The 16897-nt window shown below is 71.6% G+C and carries 18 protein-coding genes and 1 tRNA gene; 13 read left to right on the top strand and 6 right to left on the bottom strand.

Translation table 11 applies throughout. The annotated features are described in order from the left end of the window. The first annotated feature begins 103 nt into the window (after positions 1-103). Positions 104-180: transfer RNA gene (locus tag A3CE_RS0139075), tRNA-Arg, on the top strand. Between the two features lie 350 nt (positions 181-530). Beyond that, a complete protein-coding gene (locus tag A3CE_RS56905; RefSeq protein ID WP_125592116.1) occupies positions 531-743 on the top strand; it encodes a hypothetical protein in 213 nt (70 codons plus the stop codon). Between the two features lie 244 nt (positions 744-987). Here A3CE_RS56905 and A3CE_RS0139070 read toward each other — a convergent pair whose 3' ends face one another. After that, positions 988-1395, bottom strand: coding sequence for a hypothetical protein (locus tag A3CE_RS0139070; protein WP_020645548.1), 408 nt, complete (start codon positions 1393-1395; stop codon positions 988-990). A gap of 218 nt (positions 1396-1613) precedes the next feature. Between A3CE_RS0139070 and A3CE_RS0139065 the strand changes: the two genes are divergently transcribed. Then, a complete protein-coding gene (locus tag A3CE_RS0139065; RefSeq protein WP_020645547.1) occupies positions 1614-1910 on the top strand; it encodes a hypothetical protein in 297 nt (98 codons plus the stop codon). 66 nt (positions 1911-1976) lie between these two features. Here the strand turns inward: A3CE_RS0139065 and A3CE_RS0139060 are convergent, their stop codons facing one another. Further along, positions 1977-2675: a peptidase associated/transthyretin-like domain-containing protein gene (locus A3CE_RS0139060; RefSeq protein ID WP_051183817.1), complete on the bottom strand. Its 699-nt coding sequence runs from the start codon at positions 2673-2675 to the stop codon at positions 1977-1979. Positions 2676-2953: 278 nt separating this feature from the next. On the opposite strand from A3CE_RS0139060, the gene A3CE_RS0139055 reads away from it, so the two are divergent. Beyond that, positions 2954-3388: a hypothetical protein gene (locus A3CE_RS0139055; protein WP_051183816.1), complete on the top strand. Its 435-nt coding sequence runs from the start codon at positions 2954-2956 to the stop codon at positions 3386-3388. Positions 3389-3567: 179 nt separating this feature from the next. After that, a complete protein-coding gene (locus tag A3CE_RS0139050) occupies positions 3568-4638 on the top strand; it encodes a PstS family phosphate ABC transporter substrate-binding protein (protein ID WP_020645544.1) in 1071 nt (356 codons plus the stop codon). A gap of 51 nt (positions 4639-4689) precedes the next feature. Here A3CE_RS0139050 and A3CE_RS0139045 read toward each other — a convergent pair whose 3' ends face one another. Next, a complete protein-coding gene (locus A3CE_RS0139045; RefSeq protein ID WP_020645543.1) occupies positions 4690-5589 on the bottom strand; it encodes a sortase in 900 nt (299 codons plus the stop codon). Further along, on the bottom strand, positions 5586-7892 hold the full coding sequence (locus A3CE_RS0139040) for a hypothetical protein (RefSeq protein ID WP_125592114.1): 2307 nt from the start codon (positions 7890-7892) through the stop codon (positions 5586-5588). Before A3CE_RS0139040 ends, A3CE_RS0139045 begins: the two co-directional genes overlap by 4 nt. A gap of 229 nt (positions 7893-8121) precedes the next feature. On the opposite strand from A3CE_RS0139040, the gene pstC reads away from it, so the two are divergent. The 6 genes from pstC (at position 8122) to A3CE_RS0139010 (ending at position 13260) form a co-directional block, all read left to right on the top strand. Beyond that, a complete protein-coding gene (pstC, locus tag A3CE_RS0139035) occupies positions 8122-9102 on the top strand; it encodes a phosphate ABC transporter permease subunit PstC (protein ID WP_020645541.1) in 981 nt (326 codons plus the stop codon). After that, positions 9102-10238, top strand: coding sequence for a phosphate ABC transporter permease PstA (gene pstA / locus A3CE_RS0139030; protein ID WP_020645540.1), 1137 nt, complete (start codon positions 9102-9104; stop codon positions 10236-10238). The genes pstC and pstA overlap by 1 nt, the downstream gene beginning before the upstream one ends. 56 nt (positions 10239-10294) lie before the next feature. After that, a complete protein-coding gene (locus A3CE_RS0139025) occupies positions 10295-11086 on the top strand; it encodes a phosphate ABC transporter ATP-binding protein (RefSeq protein WP_043792938.1) in 792 nt (263 codons plus the stop codon). Further along, positions 11083-12603: a substrate-binding domain-containing protein gene (locus tag A3CE_RS0139020; protein WP_020645538.1), complete on the top strand. Its 1521-nt coding sequence runs from the start codon at positions 11083-11085 to the stop codon at positions 12601-12603. Before A3CE_RS0139025 ends, A3CE_RS0139020 begins: the two co-directional genes overlap by 4 nt. 86 nt (positions 12604-12689) lie before the next feature. After that, positions 12690-12842 carry a hypothetical protein gene (locus tag A3CE_RS56900; RefSeq protein WP_020645537.1) on the top strand — a complete coding sequence of 51 codons (153 nt, stop codon included), beginning with the start codon at positions 12690-12692 and terminating at the stop codon, positions 12840-12842. Positions 12843-12849: 7 nt separating this feature from the next. Further along, entirely contained in the window at positions 12850-13260 is a 411-nt protein-coding gene (locus tag A3CE_RS0139010; RefSeq protein ID WP_020645536.1) for a YkvA family protein, read from the top strand. A gap of 275 nt (positions 13261-13535) precedes the next feature. Here the strand turns inward: A3CE_RS0139010 and A3CE_RS0139005 are convergent, their stop codons facing one another. Together A3CE_RS0139005 and A3CE_RS0139000 are read right to left on the bottom strand one after the other, a co-directional pair. Beyond that, entirely contained in the window at positions 13536-14480 is a 945-nt protein-coding gene (locus A3CE_RS0139005; RefSeq protein ID WP_020645535.1) for an NADP-dependent oxidoreductase, read from the bottom strand. Positions 14481-14676: 196 nt separating this feature from the next. Beyond that, positions 14677-15546, bottom strand: a complete 870-nt coding sequence (locus A3CE_RS0139000; protein ID WP_020645534.1) for a helix-turn-helix domain-containing protein — start codon at positions 15544-15546, stop codon at positions 14677-14679. 71 nt (positions 15547-15617) lie between these two features. Between A3CE_RS0139000 and A3CE_RS0138995 the strand changes: the two genes are divergently transcribed. Then, positions 15618-16112, top strand: coding sequence for a MarR family winged helix-turn-helix transcriptional regulator (locus A3CE_RS0138995; protein WP_020645533.1), 495 nt, complete (start codon positions 15618-15620; stop codon positions 16110-16112). Further along, positions 16109-16885 carry a class I SAM-dependent methyltransferase gene (locus A3CE_RS53720; RefSeq protein ID WP_020645532.1) on the top strand — a complete coding sequence of 259 codons (777 nt, stop codon included), beginning with the start codon at positions 16109-16111 and terminating at the stop codon, positions 16883-16885. Before A3CE_RS0138995 ends, A3CE_RS53720 begins: the two co-directional genes overlap by 4 nt. Positions 16886-16897: the final 12 nt, after the last annotated feature.

Below are 16897 nucleotides of genomic sequence, written 5' to 3'. Positions count from 1 at the left end.
AGACCTGAAACGATTCGCCGGTGTCGAACGATCGAGAGGATGGCGACGACTAAGCTGCCGGTGCCGGGCGACCGGCATCGACCGGCAGCAGCCGTCGGCGCGGGCCCTCGTAGCTCAGCTGGATAGAGCAAGAGCCTTCTAATCTCTAGGTCGCAGGTTCGAGTCCTGCCGGGGGCGCCACCAGGGAAGACGTCGTGCGCGGTTGCGCACGACGCGCCCTGGCCACGTGACCGGCCCCACACCGGAACTCTTTTCCGCATCGTCGTGCTCCCACTGTGGACGGTGGCCGCCCACCATTCCCCGCCGGGCGCACAGGTCCAGACGACCCACCATGCGAGCGGCCAGGTGGCCCAACGATTCCGGGCCGAGTTGTTCCCGAGACAACCTTGTTACCCGGACGGCAAACCAGCCGGAGGCACTTCCCTGCAACCAGGTGATCACACCGAGCGATGACACTCGCCGGCGGCGAAACGACACGCCGACCCGATCGAGGGAGACACCCCACCCGTCAAGGAGGCGGAGACACCACCGTGAACCACAACGAAATCAGCGGACGGCACCGGCGCCGTCGCAGCAACAGCTTCACCCGCGCCGCCCTCGACGAAGCCCGGCGCGCGGGGCTCGTCCAGCGGCATCTGACAAAACTGCGACTCCTCACCACCCGGTCGGGCACAGCTCCCTCCACGCCGGCCGGAACGGGAGCGGTCGATGGCACGCAACCGTCCAATTCGGAGGCGGCCTGAACGAAAGTGACGCGATTCCGGCTCCCATTGCGGAAAAGGGCGCCTGGCCGCCGACAATGTGAGCAGACGGCTATGGACATCAGTGGCGTCCCGCGATCGCGACCGAACTCGGTTGCTTTGCCGGAGCCGGAGCCAATGCGGGAGCGTCCGATTCGGACGGCCGATCTCGGCAGGCGACGAGCCCCCACCGGGCGAGCGGGCGCCGGCCGTCATCCGGCCCGAGGAACGACCGGATCGGCACCGGCTACCTCTGTGCCCGGTAGGCGGCGATCCTGATCCGCAGTCCTCGCAGGTGGACCAGGTCGATGGCGAACGTCGAGACGGACCGGTACCCGGGTGCGGGCGCATCCGTGCGGCAGGGACCGGTGAGGTAGACGAACTCGTCGTCCGGGTCGTACCGCGGTGGCGACCAGACGGCCGCGTCCCCGGCCGCACGGTCCTCGCGCCGGGAGCGGGCCAGCCAGTAGACGGGCAGCTTCAACACCTCGCCCAGCGCCTTGTCCAGGGCAGGCAGGTCCGCGTCGGCGATCGCGAGACCCCGGCCGCTCCACACCCGCGGTGCCCAGTAGCCGCCGGCGGAGGCGTGCGTGAAGGTCGCGGCGTCGCCGGACGCGGTGATCGTCCAGTCGGCCACGGTCGTGATGGTCGGCATCAGGCCTCCCTGCGGTCGCGGCCCCCAGGTTCGGTCCACCGTAGTGGATCATTTCCGGACCGGGGCACCACCGGTGGCACGCGGGTGTTGCGCCGACCGGCCGGTGAGCACGGAAGTGCCAGGTCAGCGGGGCCCTGATCGACCCCAGGCCAGACGTTGTTCATCCGATATTCACCCATGAACCACCAAATCCGGGTAGCCGTGCGAGGCTGATCAGTGTGTACCGCGAACAGCCTGAAGAACTCGTTCCCCGGTCGGTGGCCGAGCTCACCGCGGATCCGGCCTGGATGGTCACCCGCACCGGCACGACCGGTCAGTGGCTCACGGCCGAGCGGGTCGTCGAGCGAAACGGGTGCCGCCGGCGCATCGGGCTGACCCCGATCCGGCCCGGCGCCGTCGCCCTCATGCTGTGGGCCGACGGCGAGGTCGTCGAACACCTCCGTGGCACCGAAGCCGAGGTCTGCGCGACCGCGCACCGCTGGGCCGCCGAGCTCCTGTCCGAACGACAGCCGTAGGCCGGCGGCAGGACGGGGCAGCACCGCCACGGTGCCGCCCCGCACCAGGTCCGCGTCAGGTCCGCGTCAGCGGACGAAGACCGCCTGGCTCGCGGCCGGGTGGAACTGGTCCGGCACCCCGGCGTAGACAGCCCGCCAGACACCTGCTCCGGGCAGCTGCGCGGAGGCCGAGAAACCGAAGGCGGTTCCGGTCCACTGCGCCTCGACCGTGGCCGCCGTCGTCCAGCACCGCGCTCCCGCGGTCAGGTATTCGATCCGGACCGGGATGGCCGGCGGGGTGAAACGGGGGAAGCCGAGGGTGCCGCTCGCCGTGATGGTGCCGTCCGCGGCCCGGGTGGCGGTGAACGACGTGAACTCGGCGGGCTGGATCACGACGATGCCGGCGGTGCTCGCGTCGGCCGGTGCGAGGGTCTCGTCGGCGGGCAGGAAGTCGGCCCGGTAGTGCCCCGACCGGACCGGGGTCACCGTGGCCCGGTAACGGCCGTTGGCGTCGGTCACCGGCTGGGCGTCGAACTCTCCGCAGAAGTCGTCGGTGCAGTAGGCGATACCGACGGTCACGCCGGCGACCGGCTTGGCCGCGCTGGTGAGCCGCCCGGTGATGGTGACCGGGGTGCCGGCGTCGACGCGGGTGCTGCTCGCCTGGGCGGTCAGCTTGGTCGCGGCCGGGTCGGTGGACGCGTCGGCGGACGCCGGGAGGGCGGTCAAGGTCAGGACGGCCGCCGCCGCGGCGAGACCGGCCGCGAACCGGGTGATCAAACGACTCATGGTTGTTCCCCAAGGGTTCTCGAGCGCCGGAACCGGCGCTGGCGCCTTGGCTGTCGGAGCGACCGGGACGCGCGTTTCCGCACGGCGCCGGTTTTCCCGCGGCGTTCAGGATCCGGCCGTCGGTGCTTCACGATGCGCCGGATTTTCGTCCCGCCGGAACAAAAGGCCCGCAGCCGTTCGGACCATCCCGTTGGGACGCGGGGTTTGTTCACCGGACGGCCGTCGCGCCTTAAGGCAAAACGGTAACCGCGCGGTGCGGCACCGACGATGAGTCCACTGTGACACGGGGGAAAACGGCGGGACGGCCGCGCACCGGCCCCAGGTTCCAGCTCGTCCTGACCGGACAGCGGACTTTGCGGTGGCGCCTGCTGGGCGGCAACAACGTCTCGCTGGGCGCCGGGGTCGCCGAGTGCCCCGGGACGCCGGAATGCCTGACGGCGATCACGCTGCTCAAAACCCGTTTGGACGTGGTGAGCGCCGATTTCCGGCACGTCAGCGGGGGCCGGTGGCGCTGGTTGCTCCGCTGGGACGGCGATCCGGTCGCGGAAGCCACGCACGCCTACGGGCGGCGGATCGAAGCGCAGCGTGGACTGGACCGGTTCCGCGTCGCCGCCGGCACCGCGGGCGTGGAAGACATCGAGACGGTCGTGGACTGGCGGCAGAAGTACCGCCGGAACGCGGACGGCGATTCCACACCGGACTACCGCCCCTAGGCCGGATGCGCGGTGAGTTTCCCGGACCTTAACCACCATGACGTCGGGCGGGAACGCGGAAACGCCTTGCCGGACAGCCTGTCGCGAGGAGATGAAGGTGCCGCGGGATCCTGCGGCGAAATGGGGACTAGAGAAAGAGTGCCAACACGATGCGTGCTCGTACCACTCGACTTCTCGGTGTGACGGCCATGGCTGCCGGGGCCGGCCTCGTCATGACCGGCACCGCCGCGGCCGTGCCGCCGGCGAACGGGAACCCGGAGGTCGTCGCGGCCGTCGGTTCCGACACGATCTTCGCGGTCACGGGGGCGATCTTCACCGACGCCAACAAGCTCCCGCGCACCTGGAACACCGACCCGGACAACTTCGTGAACGTCCCGCCGGTGCTGGCTTCCGGTGCCTCGTTCACCGTCCCGGCCGACATCTTCAACCCGGCCGTCACCTACACCAACCCGGGCGCCCTGCCGCCCGACGGCTCGGGCGCGGGCAAGGCGGCGCTGAAGGCTTCGGCGGACGCCGGCAACGGCTCGGTGGACATCGCACGCTCGTCCTCCGGCCGGGCCACTTCGGACCCGTCCACCTTCGAGTACTACGCCTTCGCCCGGGACGGCGTGACCTGGTCGTCCTCGGCCACCGGCGCCGGCGCGGGCCTGACGCTGTCGCTGACCCAGCTGCGCGACATCTACAACGGCACCATCACCAACTGGAACCAGGTCGGCGGCGCGAACGCGGCGATCCAGCTCTACCTGCCGCAGCTCGGCTCCGGCACGCTGAGCTTCTTCACCGGCACGGTCCTCGGCTTCGACCCGGCGACCATCCCGGGCCTGACGGTGAAGCGCTTCCAGGAGCACGACGCCACCTCCATCGCGGCGGCCGACCAGGCCACCGCGATCGCGCCGTTCTCGATCGCGCAGTGGGTTGCCCAGGGCAACGGCGTGATCACGAACAAGCGCAACGGCTACACCGTCAACAAGCTGACCGGCGCGGGCTCCGACGGTGCCCCGGTGTCCGGCTCGGCGGGCAGCTACACCCCGGCGTTCGCGGACACCTTCCTGGGTTCGCGGCTGGTCTACCACGTCCTCGACACCCGTAGCCGCTCGTACAGCGCGGCGAAGCGGGGCGTGGGCTTCGACCCGACCGACACCGCCACCACGGCCAGCCCGCTGTGCGGCGGCAAGCTCGCCGCGACGATCGTCAAGTACGGCTTCAAGACGATCACCGGCACCGGCACCCTCACCTGCACCAAGTCCTGACGCGGTAACGAAAAGGGGCCCGGCGCACCGCGCCGGGCCCCTTTTCGCGGTTCAGGCCCAGGCCGGGAACAACCGCCACAGGGCCGGCGCGGCCAGTGCCGCCAAGGTCAGCAGGATCGGCGCCGTGATGACGTACGTCGACACCGGGCGCCAGCGCCGGTACAGCAGCGTCGCCCCGGCCGCCGCCACCACGAAGCCGCCGAACGAGAGCGCCAGCGCCGCCCAGGCGCTCCCGTCGCCGGTGCGGCCGTCCTGGGCGTCCGCCCGGCCGTTCTGCGGGGTCGGGCGGAACGGGCGGCCTTCGAGCTTCGCCGTCACCACCGTGGCCTGCGTGGCCGACAGCGGCCACCACGACGTCGACGTCACCAGCGTCAGCCGGTCCTCCGGCGTCTTGCCGTAGTCACCGGCCTCGTCGAGCGCCCGGTTCGCCACGTCGGAAACCCGGTACACCGACACGCCTTGCGGGGTAGCGACGACGACCTCGTCCCCCGCCGCCAGCCCGGCCAGCGACGCGAACGGGTGGCCGTAGCCGGAGAAGCGGCCGACGACCGCCGAGTTGCCAGGCTGGCCGGGCCCGGACGTCCCCGGCACGTGCCCGGGACCCGACGCGGTCTCCGCACTCGAGACGCCTTCTAGGACCACCTGCCGCAGCTTCAGCTTCGGCACCTCGAGCACCGCGACCGGCGCACCGAACTCGGCGGGGGTCGCCGGCGGCGGCGCGCCGAGCAGGCTCTGGCTCGCCCCCAGCGCCCGGTCCATCTCACCGCGGATGCCGTCGAGCGCCGCGCGCTGGTCACCGGCCTGGACCATCGGTCCCAGCGCGTAGACCACGAGCGCTAGCGCGACGACCGTCGTCACCAGCCAGGCGAACACCGTCGCGGCGACCCACGCCGGGCTGAACTCGAGGAAGCTCGGCTCGTCCGGCGCCCGTTCTTCGGTCAGGGTGCTCATGCGGCACGTCCGAACCGGACGCGCTCGGCCAGGGCGACGACGGCGCGGGTTGTGCGGCCGAGCCACGGCGGCACCGGCCGTCCCGCTGTCGCGTACGCCGTCAAGGACGGCAACGTGACCAGCACCAGCAACGCCAGCAACGGAATCAGCGCCCCGAGCACCCCGGCCCCGGCGAACGGCGGGATCGCGGTCGCGTCGGCGAGGTTCTTGGCGGCCAGCACGCTGGCCGGAGTCGGCGCCGCCGCCGGCGCCGGACCGGTCGCCGCGGCCGGCGAACCGGCAGGCGCCGAAGTGTTCGAGACCGGCGTCGCGGTACCGCTGGTGCCCGTGGCCCCGGCCGCAGGCGGGTTCGTCGCCTCGTCGCGCTGCTTGCACGACTCCGCGGCCGTCCCGGTCCCGACCTTCGCCGCGCGGGCGTCGGCCTCCCCGGCCAGGGCCGGGGTCAGCGGCGCCAGACCGGGTGCCAGCGCACCCTGGCCGCCGTGGCGTGCCATCTTCAGCACCGTCGCGAGCTCGTCCTGCTTGGGCTTCACGGGTACGCAGTTCGCGTCGACGAGCGGGTTGACCGGCGCGGCCAGGTACTCCGCGAAGGTCAGCGGGTAGGCCGCCGGATCGGTGGCGGTACCCGGCGACAGGGTGCCGTCCGGGCCTTCCTTCATGCTGCCGGCCGCGGCCTGCAGGCTCGCCTCCGTCGGCTCGACGAACTTCCCGCTCGCGTTCGGCAGGGCGACGGGCTTCCAGCCGTAGGCGCGGGCCGTGGCGAGGTCGGTGACCACCCAGTTCAGGCACCCGCCGAAACAGGCCGCGCTGGTCCCGGTCATCACGCTGTCGACGGCCTTGCGGACGGCGAGCTGGCCGACCTTGCCGTCGACGTTGTGCTGGGAGTTGCCGGTCGGGTCGAGCGCCCCGAGGTCGGTGATCACGCCGGGCGACTTCCCGGCGGCCGCACCGTAGACGTCCTTGGAGTCCGGGAACTTCCATTCGGCCGTCTCGGCGAGCACGGTGCTCAGCACGACCGGGATCGTGCCCGGACCCGCTTCCCCGGTGGTGCCCCAGAACAACGCCGTCGGATCGGCACCCGCGCGGACGACCGGGTTCAGGAACTCGCTCGGCACCGGCGAAGCCTGCACCTTGGCGAGTGCCGGGTTCCGCGCGACGAACGCGGAGCCGTCGCGGAAGATGCCGCCACGGCCGGTCGTGTCGGGGTTCTGGCCACCCTGGCTCAGCATCAGGGCCAGTTCGCCGGACGTCATCGAGAACGTGTCGGTGAGCCGCGAGATCAACGGTGACCCGTTGTCGTCGGCGTCCGTGGGCGACCAGCCGGTCGTGGCGAGGACCGCCGCGTTCAACCCGACCGGGACGTACTCGCGCGACCGCACGGCCTGTTTCGCGAGCGCGCTGCCGGAGCCGGTGACGGCCAGGTCGGACGCCCCGGTGTCGAAGGCCTTCAGGCCGGCGTCCTCGGTTTCGCCGACGATCGTGGTCGGCTGCGAGCCGCCGGTCGGCGCGCACAGCAGCTGGTTCCACGCCACCGCGGTCCGCCCGAAGCGCTCCGGCATGCTGGCGTTGAGCGTCTCCGCGCCGATCCCGCCGCAGCCCTGCACCGCGAGGCCGGGCGCGGCCGGCCGGATGACGCGGGAGGTGTCGAAAACGTCGAAGGAGTTGCCGGCGGCGTCGGCGCCGACGATCTCCAGTGTCAGCGCGCACGGCGTGTTCTCGTCGCACGAGTAGGACCACGACCGCGTCCGGATCTGCCCGTCGGCGGACACCGCCGGGTTGTCGGCCCAGGGGAAGTTCTTTTCGTCCCAGTCGAAGTTCGTGTACTTCGGGTCGAAGCCGACGAAGCCGGGCTTGGCCTGTCCGCGCGGGACGGTCACGTCGAACACGACGTCGCCGCTGGTGTGGCTGCGGACCCGGGTGACGTTGTGCGCGCCCGCGCGCTGGCCGGTCAGCTCGTCGCTGAACTCCTGGCCGCAGTAGGCACGGACGCGGGACCCGAAGTCGTGGTCGGGCTGCCACTGCACGGTCCCGGTGGAGAAGTCGGGCTTGAGGAGGTTGTCGGGCAGCCGCGTCGGGCAGATCTTCAGCACCGCGACGCTGCCGGCGGGCAGGCCGGAGACGACGACCTGCAGCGGGTCGCCGTCCTGGACCCGGGACAGGTCGGCGGGCACCGTCTTCAGCGTGTACGCGGGTGGCGCGGGCGGGTTTTCCTGGGCGAGGGCCGGCGGGACAGCGCTTCCCAGCACCGCCAGGACACCGCAGGCGACGGCCAGGCCCACCCGCCTCAGCAGGACGATAGACACGGAGAACTCCCGGTTCCAGGGCAGGCGAACGGCACGGCGCGCGCCGTGCCTTCCCCAACCTCCCCGAGCCGCGCGCTGCCGTGCGAGGGGTCCGCGAGGTCCTTCACGAACGCCCCGTCGGGCGTTCCCGTTCCGTACACCTTCGGCCGGCGAAGCCCGCACATACTGGCCGAGGCAGGGGCACTGCCTGCTGCCCGCGAACCTGCCGGCTCACCAGGAAAGGCCACCCGTGACCGTCGCGCTCCCCCGGCCCGAGCCCCCGTCCCCGGTCCGGCGGACCGTCGCCGACCGGCCGTCCGGCGCCGACCTGGTGTTCCGGCGGGTGACCACCGGTGCCGGCCTCGCCATGCTCGCGATCCTCGTCGTGATCGGGTTCTTCCTCGTCTACCGCTCGGGTCCGGCGTTCGACGCGAGCGGCTTCGGCTTCTTCACCACCGTCAAGTTCGACGCCGCCAACGGCGTCCTCGGGGTGCTCGGCCTGCTCTACGGCACGGTCGTGGTGGCGCTGATCGCGATCTGCGTGGCCGTTCCGCTGTCGATCCTCGCCGCGCTCTTCATCACCGAGTACGCGAGCGGCCGGGTGCGCGGCTTCCTGACCGGCCTGGTCGACCTCCTGGCCGCGATCCCCAGCCTGCTCTACGGCCTGTGGGGCTTCAGCTTCCTCGGCCCGCAGGTCGTCCCCGTCTCGGCGTGGCTGACCGAAAACTTCGGCTGGTTCCCGCCGTTCGCGCACAAGGACAACACCCTGTTCCTCAACTCGATGTTCATCGCCGGGCTGATCGTGTCGCTGATGGTGCTGCCGATCACGACGTCGATCATCCGCGAAGTCTTCGCCCAGACCCCACCCGGGGAAAAGGAGGCCGCGCTCGCGCTCGGCAGCACCCGGTGGGGCATGGTCAAGACGGTGGTGCTGCCGTTCGGCCGCGGCGGGATCATCGGCGGGTCGATGCTCGGGATGGGCCGCGCGCTCGGCGAGACCATCGCGGTTTCCCTGCTGCTGCCCCAGGTTCCGGAGATCGCCACGCACGTCCTGCAGTTCGGCGGTGCGACGATCTCCGGGTTCATCGCGAACAACTCCGGCGCGTCCGGCCTGGCGCTGAGCGGGCTGATGGCGGCCGGGCTGGTGCTGTTCGTGTTCACCCTGGCCACCAACTTCACCGCGTCGGTGATCATCTCCCGCAGCCGGTCCGGAGCCGGGGTGGACGCCTGATGACGACCACGCTCCCCCGCCCGGCCGGCACCCGGCCGCGTGCGCTCGTGAAGCGCCGGACGTCGCAGGTCACCCGCCAGGACCAGCTGGCCGCGCTCGGCTGCGCGGTTTCGGCCGTCCTGCTGACGTGGTTCGTCCTGCACCTGCTGCTGACCTCGCCCGGCCGGCTCGCCGACCTCGTCGTCGCCTACGGGCTGTACCTCGCGATGCTCTACGTCGTCACCCGCGATCGGCTCGGCAAGCTCGCCGCCGCCGACCGGCTGGTCTCCACGATCGTCGTCACCGGGGCCGCGGGCCTGCTCGTGCCGCTGCTGTTCCTGCTCGGCTACATCGTCGTGAACGGCGCGCCCTTCCTGCGGTGGACCTTCTTCGACCACGACATGGGCGCGGTCGGGCCGACCGACCCGGTCACCGCCACCGGCGGCCTGCACGCCGTCGTCGGCACGCTGGAGCAGACCGCACTGACGCTGGTCCTGGTCGTCCCGCTCGGGCTGCTCACCGCGATCTTCCTCAACGAGACGCGCTCGCGGTTCCGCCGCCCGGTCCGGATCATGGTCGACGCGATGAGCGGGCTGCCCTCGATCGTCGCGGGCCTGTTCGTCTACGCCGCCCTGATCATCCCCGGCATCCAGGCCGGCGTCGGGTTCTTCAGCTACAGCGGGCTGATGGCGACGCTGGCGCTCACCATGGTGATGCTGCCGACGGTCACGCGCACGATCGACGTCGTGCTCCGGCTCGTCCCCGACGGGCTGCGGGAGGCGTCGCTGGCGCTGGGCGCGAGCCGCGCCCGGACGGTCTGGTCGGTCGTGCTGCCGACCGCGCGGACCGGCGTCACGACCGCGGTGATCCTCGGCGTCGCGCGGGTCGCGGGCGAAACGGCACCGCTGCTGTTCACCTCGTTCGGCGCCGTCTTCCTCAACGCGAACCCGTTGGCCGGGCCGCAGGAGAGCCTGCCGCTGTTCGTCTACCGCTACATCAAGGAACCGCTGGAGAACGTCCAGCAGCGCGGGTACGTCGGCGCGCTGGTCCTGATCCTGCTCATCTTCACCCTGTTCCTCCTCGCCCGCGTCGTCGGGCGGGACCGGTCGAAGCGCCGGGCGCGGCGGACCACGAAACGAACCCAGGAGACCCGGTGACCGACACCACCACCGAACTGTCCCTTCCGGACGGTGACTTCGCCCCGCCGGTCCGGCTGACCGGCGGCCCGCCGCCCGGCGCCGCCGAGCTCGAGTCGCGCGGGGTCGCCGCGTGGTTCGGCGACCGCCTGGTGCTCGAAGACGTCTCCCTGCACATGCCCGCCCGCGAAGTCACCGCGCTGATCGGGCCGTCCGGCTGCGGGAAGTCGACGTTCCTGCGGATCCTCAACCGGATGCACGAGCTCGTGCCGTCGGCGAGCCTGGCCGGCGAGGTGCTGCTGGACGGCACCGACATCTACGCCGACGGCACCCGCGCCCAGCACGTCCGGCTGCGGATCGGGATGGTGTTCCAGAAGCCGAACCCGTTCCCCGCGATGTCCATCCGCGACAACGTGCTCGCCGGGCTCAAGCTGGCCGGCGTCAAGTGCGGCGACAAGAACGCGCTCGTCGAGCAGAGCCTGCAGCGCGCCGGGCTCTGGCGCGAGGTCCGCGACCGGCTGGGCGCGCCGGGCGGCGCGCTGTCGGGCGGGCAGCAGCAGCGGCTCTGCATCGCGCGGTCGCTGGCCGTGCAGCCGAACGTGCTGCTGATGGACGAACCGTGCTCGGCGCTCGACCCGACGTCCACCCGCCGGATCGAGCAGACGATCGCCGAGATCGGCCACGAGGTCACCGTCGTGATCGTCACCCACAACATGCAGCAGGCACAGCGGGTCTCCGACCACTGCGCGTTCTTCCTGGCCGCCGAGAACGAGCCGGGCCGGGTGATCGAACACGGCCCGACGGCGAAGATCTTCGGCTCGCCCGAGGACGAGCGGACCCACGACTACGTCAACGGGCGGTTCGGATGACCGGCCGGCTCGCCGCGCTCGCCCTGACCGTGCTGAGCGTGCTGCTGCTCACCGCGCCGGAAGCGGCCGCGCTCGACAAGATCACCGGGTCCGGGTCGACCTACGTCGGCCCGGCCATGAACGACTGGCAGAACGGCGCGAACTCCCGCGGCATCCCGGTGAACTACGCGACCCGCGGGTCCCCCACCGGCGTCAACCAGTACGGCGACCGGACAGTGGACTTCGCCGGCACCGAAGCCGAGGTCTCGTCCCTCATCGCCGCGGGCGGCGGCGGCCAGTCCGCCCAGCAGCGGGGCTACCAGTACGTCCCGGACGTCGCCGGCGCCGTCGCGGTGATGTACAACGTGAAGGACGCGGGCGGGAAACAGGTGACCTACCTGCACCTGACCCGCGAGGTCATCGGCCGGGTCTTCACCCGCGACATCACCCGCTGGAGCGACCCGGCGATCACCGCCACCAACGGCGGCACGGCCCTGCCGGACCAGCCGATCACCCTGGTCGGGCGCACCGCCCAGTCCGGCACCACCGCGTTGTTCTACGACTTCATCGCGCACGCCGCGCCCGGGCCGTACAAGGCGTTCGTCAAGCGCAACGAGGGCACCGGCATCGGCCCGCTGCCCGACGGCGTCCGCCCGATCCAGCTGCCCTACAGCGGTCCCGACGCCGAGTACTACAAGCTGTTCGGCGACTCCGAGCAGATGGCGACGGCGGTCGGCAGCGGCAACGTGCCGTTTTCGATCGGCTACGACGAATTCAGCTACGCGCTGCGCTACCACGTGCCCACCGCGTGGGTGGAGAACGAGGCGCACCAGTACACCCAGCCGTTCGCGGAGAACATCGCCGCGGCGCTCACCAAGGCGGAACTGCGGCCGGACCTGAGCCAGAAGCTCGACGGCGTGTACACGAACCCGGACCCGAAGACGTACCCGATCTCGGCGTACTCCTACCTCATGATGCCGTGCACGACGGGCCGTGACACCTGCCGCGGCGGTTACGACGCGGCAGGCAAGACCGGCACCATCACCCGGTTCCTCGAGCACGTCGCCTGTGACGGCCAGGTGAACATGGCGCGGATCGGCTACTCACCGCTGCCGCCGAACCTGTCCCAGGAGATGATGAACTCCAGCGCGCGGCTGACCGGTCAGCCGCCGAAGCAGCTGAACGCGGGCAACTGCGCGAACCCGACGTTCCACGGCGGCTTGGGCGCGGGCGCGGGAAGCCCGCCCGACCCGTTCGAGCAGCTCGGCGGCGTCAAGAAGCTGACGGGCAACACGGGCGGCGGTCCCCCGGCGGCAACCTCGGGCCCGTCCTCTTCGGCGGGCACGGCGACCGCGACGGCGACGCCGGAGGAGGACCTGGCCAACGGCGGCTCGAAGAACTGGCGAGACGCCGCCCCGGCGGCCTACGACCACGGCGCCGACGGGGGCTTCGGAGGCTGGGCCGTGCTGGTGCTGGCGGTGGTCATCGTCGCCCCGCTGGTGGCCCGTGGAGTGGTGCGGCGGCTTCGACGCTCGTGATCAGGGGCAGCCGCTTCCGGCCACGGATGTCCGAGCGTGCAGCCGATAGCCTGGTTCTCCCCTGACCCGGACGGAGGCGCGGGCAGATGAGCGAGACCGATCCGGCATCCACGTCGAGCGGAAGGTGCCGGAAGGCGGACCCGCCGTCCGCAACCCACCTGCGCTTCGCCGAGCAGATCGACCGCCTGGACTTCGAAGAAGCCGCCCTGCGGGCCGAAGCCCCGGTTCCGGGGCGGTGAAACACCCGTGACCGGCTCGTTCTGGGGAGACCTGCTCATCGGCGTCGCCGCCGCGTTGCTGCTGGCCTGGCTGGTCCTGGTCGTGGCCCTGCTCGTGATCCGGCCGCGCGGCGGGCTCCTGCGGGAAGCGCTGCGACTCCTGCCCGACGTCCTCCGGCTCATCCGGCGCCTGGCCGCCGACAAGACGCTCCCCCGCGGCGTCCGCCTCCGGCTCGGGTTGCTGCTGGCCTACCTCGCGCTCCCCATCGACCTCGTCCCCGACTTCATCCCCGTCCTCGGCTACGCCGACGACGCCATCATCGTCACCGCCGTCCTGCGCGGTGTCGTCCGCCGCGCCGGAATCGACGCCGTCCGCGCCCGCTGGCCGGGCACCGACGACGGCTTCGCCGCACTGGCCCGCCTGACCGGACTCCACTGACCTTGCGGCGGCGTGGCTTGTCCGGGTGTTGATCTGTGGCAGCGCCGCCGCCACCCGGCTGGATGTGGCGTTGAAAGCCGCACCTTCGAGGAACTGACACCGGCGATCACCGGCCTGCCACCCGGGCTGGTAGCAGGCCATCCCGCGGCCGAGACGACTGGAGCGCTCGGACACCCCGCTGTCGAGCAGAGCGGGCCCCTGCGATCGCTCGTCCACACGTCGGCCGGAACCGGCTGACAGCGGGACCGGCCCCGGCCTTTCCGGATCGGGAAGTGTCAGGCCGTGGCCGGGACGACGACCACCTTGCCGTGCACCGCGCCGTCGGCGGCCCGTGCGTGCAGCGCCGGCAGCTCGGGCATCGGCACCCGTTCGGCGACGTCGACGCGCAGCTCGCCGCTGTCGACCAGGGCTACCAGCTGCGCCAGCTGTCCGGCGTCGCTGCGGACGAACAGGTTGACGCCGCGCACTCCGCGGTCCTCGTCGGCGGGCGCGGGCATCCACACCGTCGTGTTCACCACGACACCGCCCGGCCGGACCAGCGTGGCCAGCGCGCCCAAATCCGCCGGGTCGACCGGTGCGAGGTTGAGCACGACGTCGACCTGCTCGGTCACCGCCGCGGTCACCCCGCTGGTCGTGTGGTCGATGACTTCGTCGGCGCCGGCCGACTTGACCGCTTCGCCGCTGCGCGGGCTCGCCGTGGCGATGACGTGGGCGCCGGCGCCCTTGGCCAGCTGCACGGCGTAGCCGCCGACCGCGCCACCGGCGCCGTTGATCAGCACACGTTGCCCGGCCGTCAGCTTGGCGTGGTCGAACAGCGCCTGGTACGCGGTGAGCCCCACCAGTGGCAGCGCGGCCGCGTCGGACAGCGGGACGCTCTTGGGCGCCGTCGTCAGGACCTCGGCCGGTGCGAGGACGTACTCCGCCGCAGCGCCGGGCTTGTCCATCGGCAGGAAGCCGATGACCTCGTCGCCGACCTCGAGGCCGTCCACGCCTTCGCCCAGCGCGTCGACCGTGCCGGCGACGTCGATGCCGGGCGTGTGCGGCAGCACCACCGGGATCGGGCCCTGCATGAAGCCACCGCGGATGTTGCCGTCGACCGAGTTGAACGACGTCGCGGCGACCCGGATCCGGACCTGCCCGGCTCCGGGGACGGGCTGTTCCACGTCCTCGTAGCGCAGGACGCCGGGGCCGCCGTACTCGTGGAAACGCACTGCCTTCATCGGAGTTCTCACCTTCACTGAGTCCAGCTCGCTTCGAATTCGAAGCAACTGCGGATTACCGTACTGCTGCTTCGAATTCGGAGCAAGTGAGGTCGGTCACCACCGGCAGCGGTGCGGCGCCGCGGCCGCAAGCAGGAGGGCGCGCCGAAGGTTCCCTTGATCCACCTGGACTTCAGGATCGTGGTCGCGGGCCCGGTCAGCCTGGGCCGGTTTGGCCCACCCTGACCACAGCCGGCTGACCGGCGGCGCGGACGACCTCGCCGAGCCGGGCCGCGTCGGCCGAGTCCGGTGCCGCGGTGAGGACCACCGCCATCAGGTCGTCACCGGGAATCTCGAGCAGGGTGCCGTCGAGCGCGATGTCGCCACCGTCCGGATGGCGGAACACAGCACGGTTCTCGTAGGCGGAGACCGTTTTCGGGGTGCGCCACAGGGTGTCGAACGGGCGGCTGCTGCTCCGCAGCTCGTCGACCAGCTCGGCGAGCGACGCATCAGCCGGGTAGCGCAGGAACGTGTCACGCAGCCGGGCGGCGAGCACGGCCCGGAAACCGGCCTGGTGCTCCTCGGTTCGCTCGATTTCCCCGCGGGCGTCGCAGAACGTGCGCCACGCGATGTTCCAGTCACGGGCGGACCCGGTCGCCGCGCCGCCTCCGAGCGCCATCCACGCGCCGTTGACGGCGATGACGTTCCACGCCGCGTCGGCCAGGAAGGCGGGGGTGTCGTCGAACCGGTCCAGCAGCCGTATCGCCGCAGCCCCGGCTTCGCGCGGCACCTGCCCGTCGACCGCCGCATACCCGGCGAGGGCGCAGAGCCGCTCGTAGTCCGCCCGGCCGACCCGCAACGCGCGGGCGATGGCGGTCACCACACCGGCCGACGGGTGACGCCGTCCCTGCTCCAACCGCCGTATGTAGTCCGCGGACACCCCGGCGAGCTCGGCAAGCTCCTCCCGCCGCAGTCCACGGACCCGCCGCCCGGTGTTCCGAAGCCCGCCGGCCGGCAGCCCGGCGGCGGTGGGCTCGGTGTGTTCGCGCAACCAGCGGACCGCCGTGCCGAGATCGGACAAGGACATGGTGCAAGTCTGCACCAGCGAGGTGCCCGCTTTCGGCGACCCCTTCGAATTCAAAGCAGTAGACTCCGGTCATGACTGACGCACCGCCGTCGCTCGACCCCGTGCAGCTCGGCGCCTACTTCGACCTCATCGAGGTGACCAGCCTGCTCCGGCACGCGGTCGAGCGGCAGCTGCGCGAGGCCGGCGATCTCAGCTACGTGCAGTTCCAGCTGCTGGCCCGGCTCGGCGACTCCCCGACCGGCAGCCACCGCATGACCGACCTGGCCGACGGCGTCGTCTACAGCCGCAGCGGCCTGACCTACCAGGCGGGCCTGCTCGAGAACGCGGGTCTGGTGACGCGCGCCCCTTCCCCGGACGACGAGCGGAGCACCACGGTCACCATCACCGACGCCGGGCGCGCGCTCCTCGCGAGGGTGCTGCCCGGACACATCGAGGTGGTCAGCGGCCTGCTGTTCGAGCCACTCTCGCGCGACGACGTCAAGACCCTCGCCGGCCTGCTGGCGCCGGTACGCGACCACATGCGCTCGACGCCACCTCGCTCGGCGGCGCCCCGCCGCCGGGCATGACGAGGAGTGCCGCGGACTTCGACCGCTGGTATGCGGATCGGAGCGAGTCACCGGTCGCCGATGAGCTGGTCCGGCGCGTGCTCGATCTTCCGCCGGACCCGCAGTCCACGAGCCTGCTGAGCGGAGCCGGACTCGACGAGGTGGTGACGGCGCTCGGCCTGCGTGCCGGGCAGGTCGTGCTGGATCTGGCGTGCGGCCGTGGCGGGTACGGGCTGGAGATTGCGCGGCGCAGCGGTTCCCGGGTCGTCGGAGTGGACTTTTCGGCGGTGGCGATCGACCACGCTCAGCGTCGGGCACAGGCGCTCGGGCTGGCGGATCAAGCCGGCTTCCAAGTGGGTGAGCTGACCGCCACGGGACTGAGTACGGCGTCGGTCGACGCGGTGCTCATCGTCGACTCCATACAGTTCGCCGACTCGAAGCCGGACGCTTTGCGCGAATGCCGTCGAGTTCTGCGGCCCGGCGGACGTTTGGTCATCACCTGCTGGGAAGCCCTGGACGCCACCGACGAGCGGCTGTCACCACGGATGCGGCAAGTGGATCTGCTCAGGCAACTGCCGCGCGCCGGATTCGGGGACATCGAGGTCACCGGCAAACCGGAGTGGCATCGGGCCGAGGAAACGCTGTGGCGGGAGGCCCTCACCCTCGACGCCGGCGATGATCTTGCCCTGCAGTCGATGCAGGACGAGGCACGACGAGTCCTGGCGAACTTCGACGGATTGCGACGTGTCCTCGCCACGGCATCCGCGCCCCGCGCTCACCCGCCGTCGCCGTAGCGGCAGCCGGCT

It is taken from the genome of Amycolatopsis balhimycina FH 1894, from assembly GCF_000384295.1.
GTDB classification, from domain to species: domain Bacteria; phylum Actinomycetota; class Actinomycetes; order Mycobacteriales; family Pseudonocardiaceae; genus Amycolatopsis; species Amycolatopsis balhimycina.
Note: the sequence above shows the minus strand (reverse complement) of the source record. Positions and strands in the feature narration are given on the sequence as shown.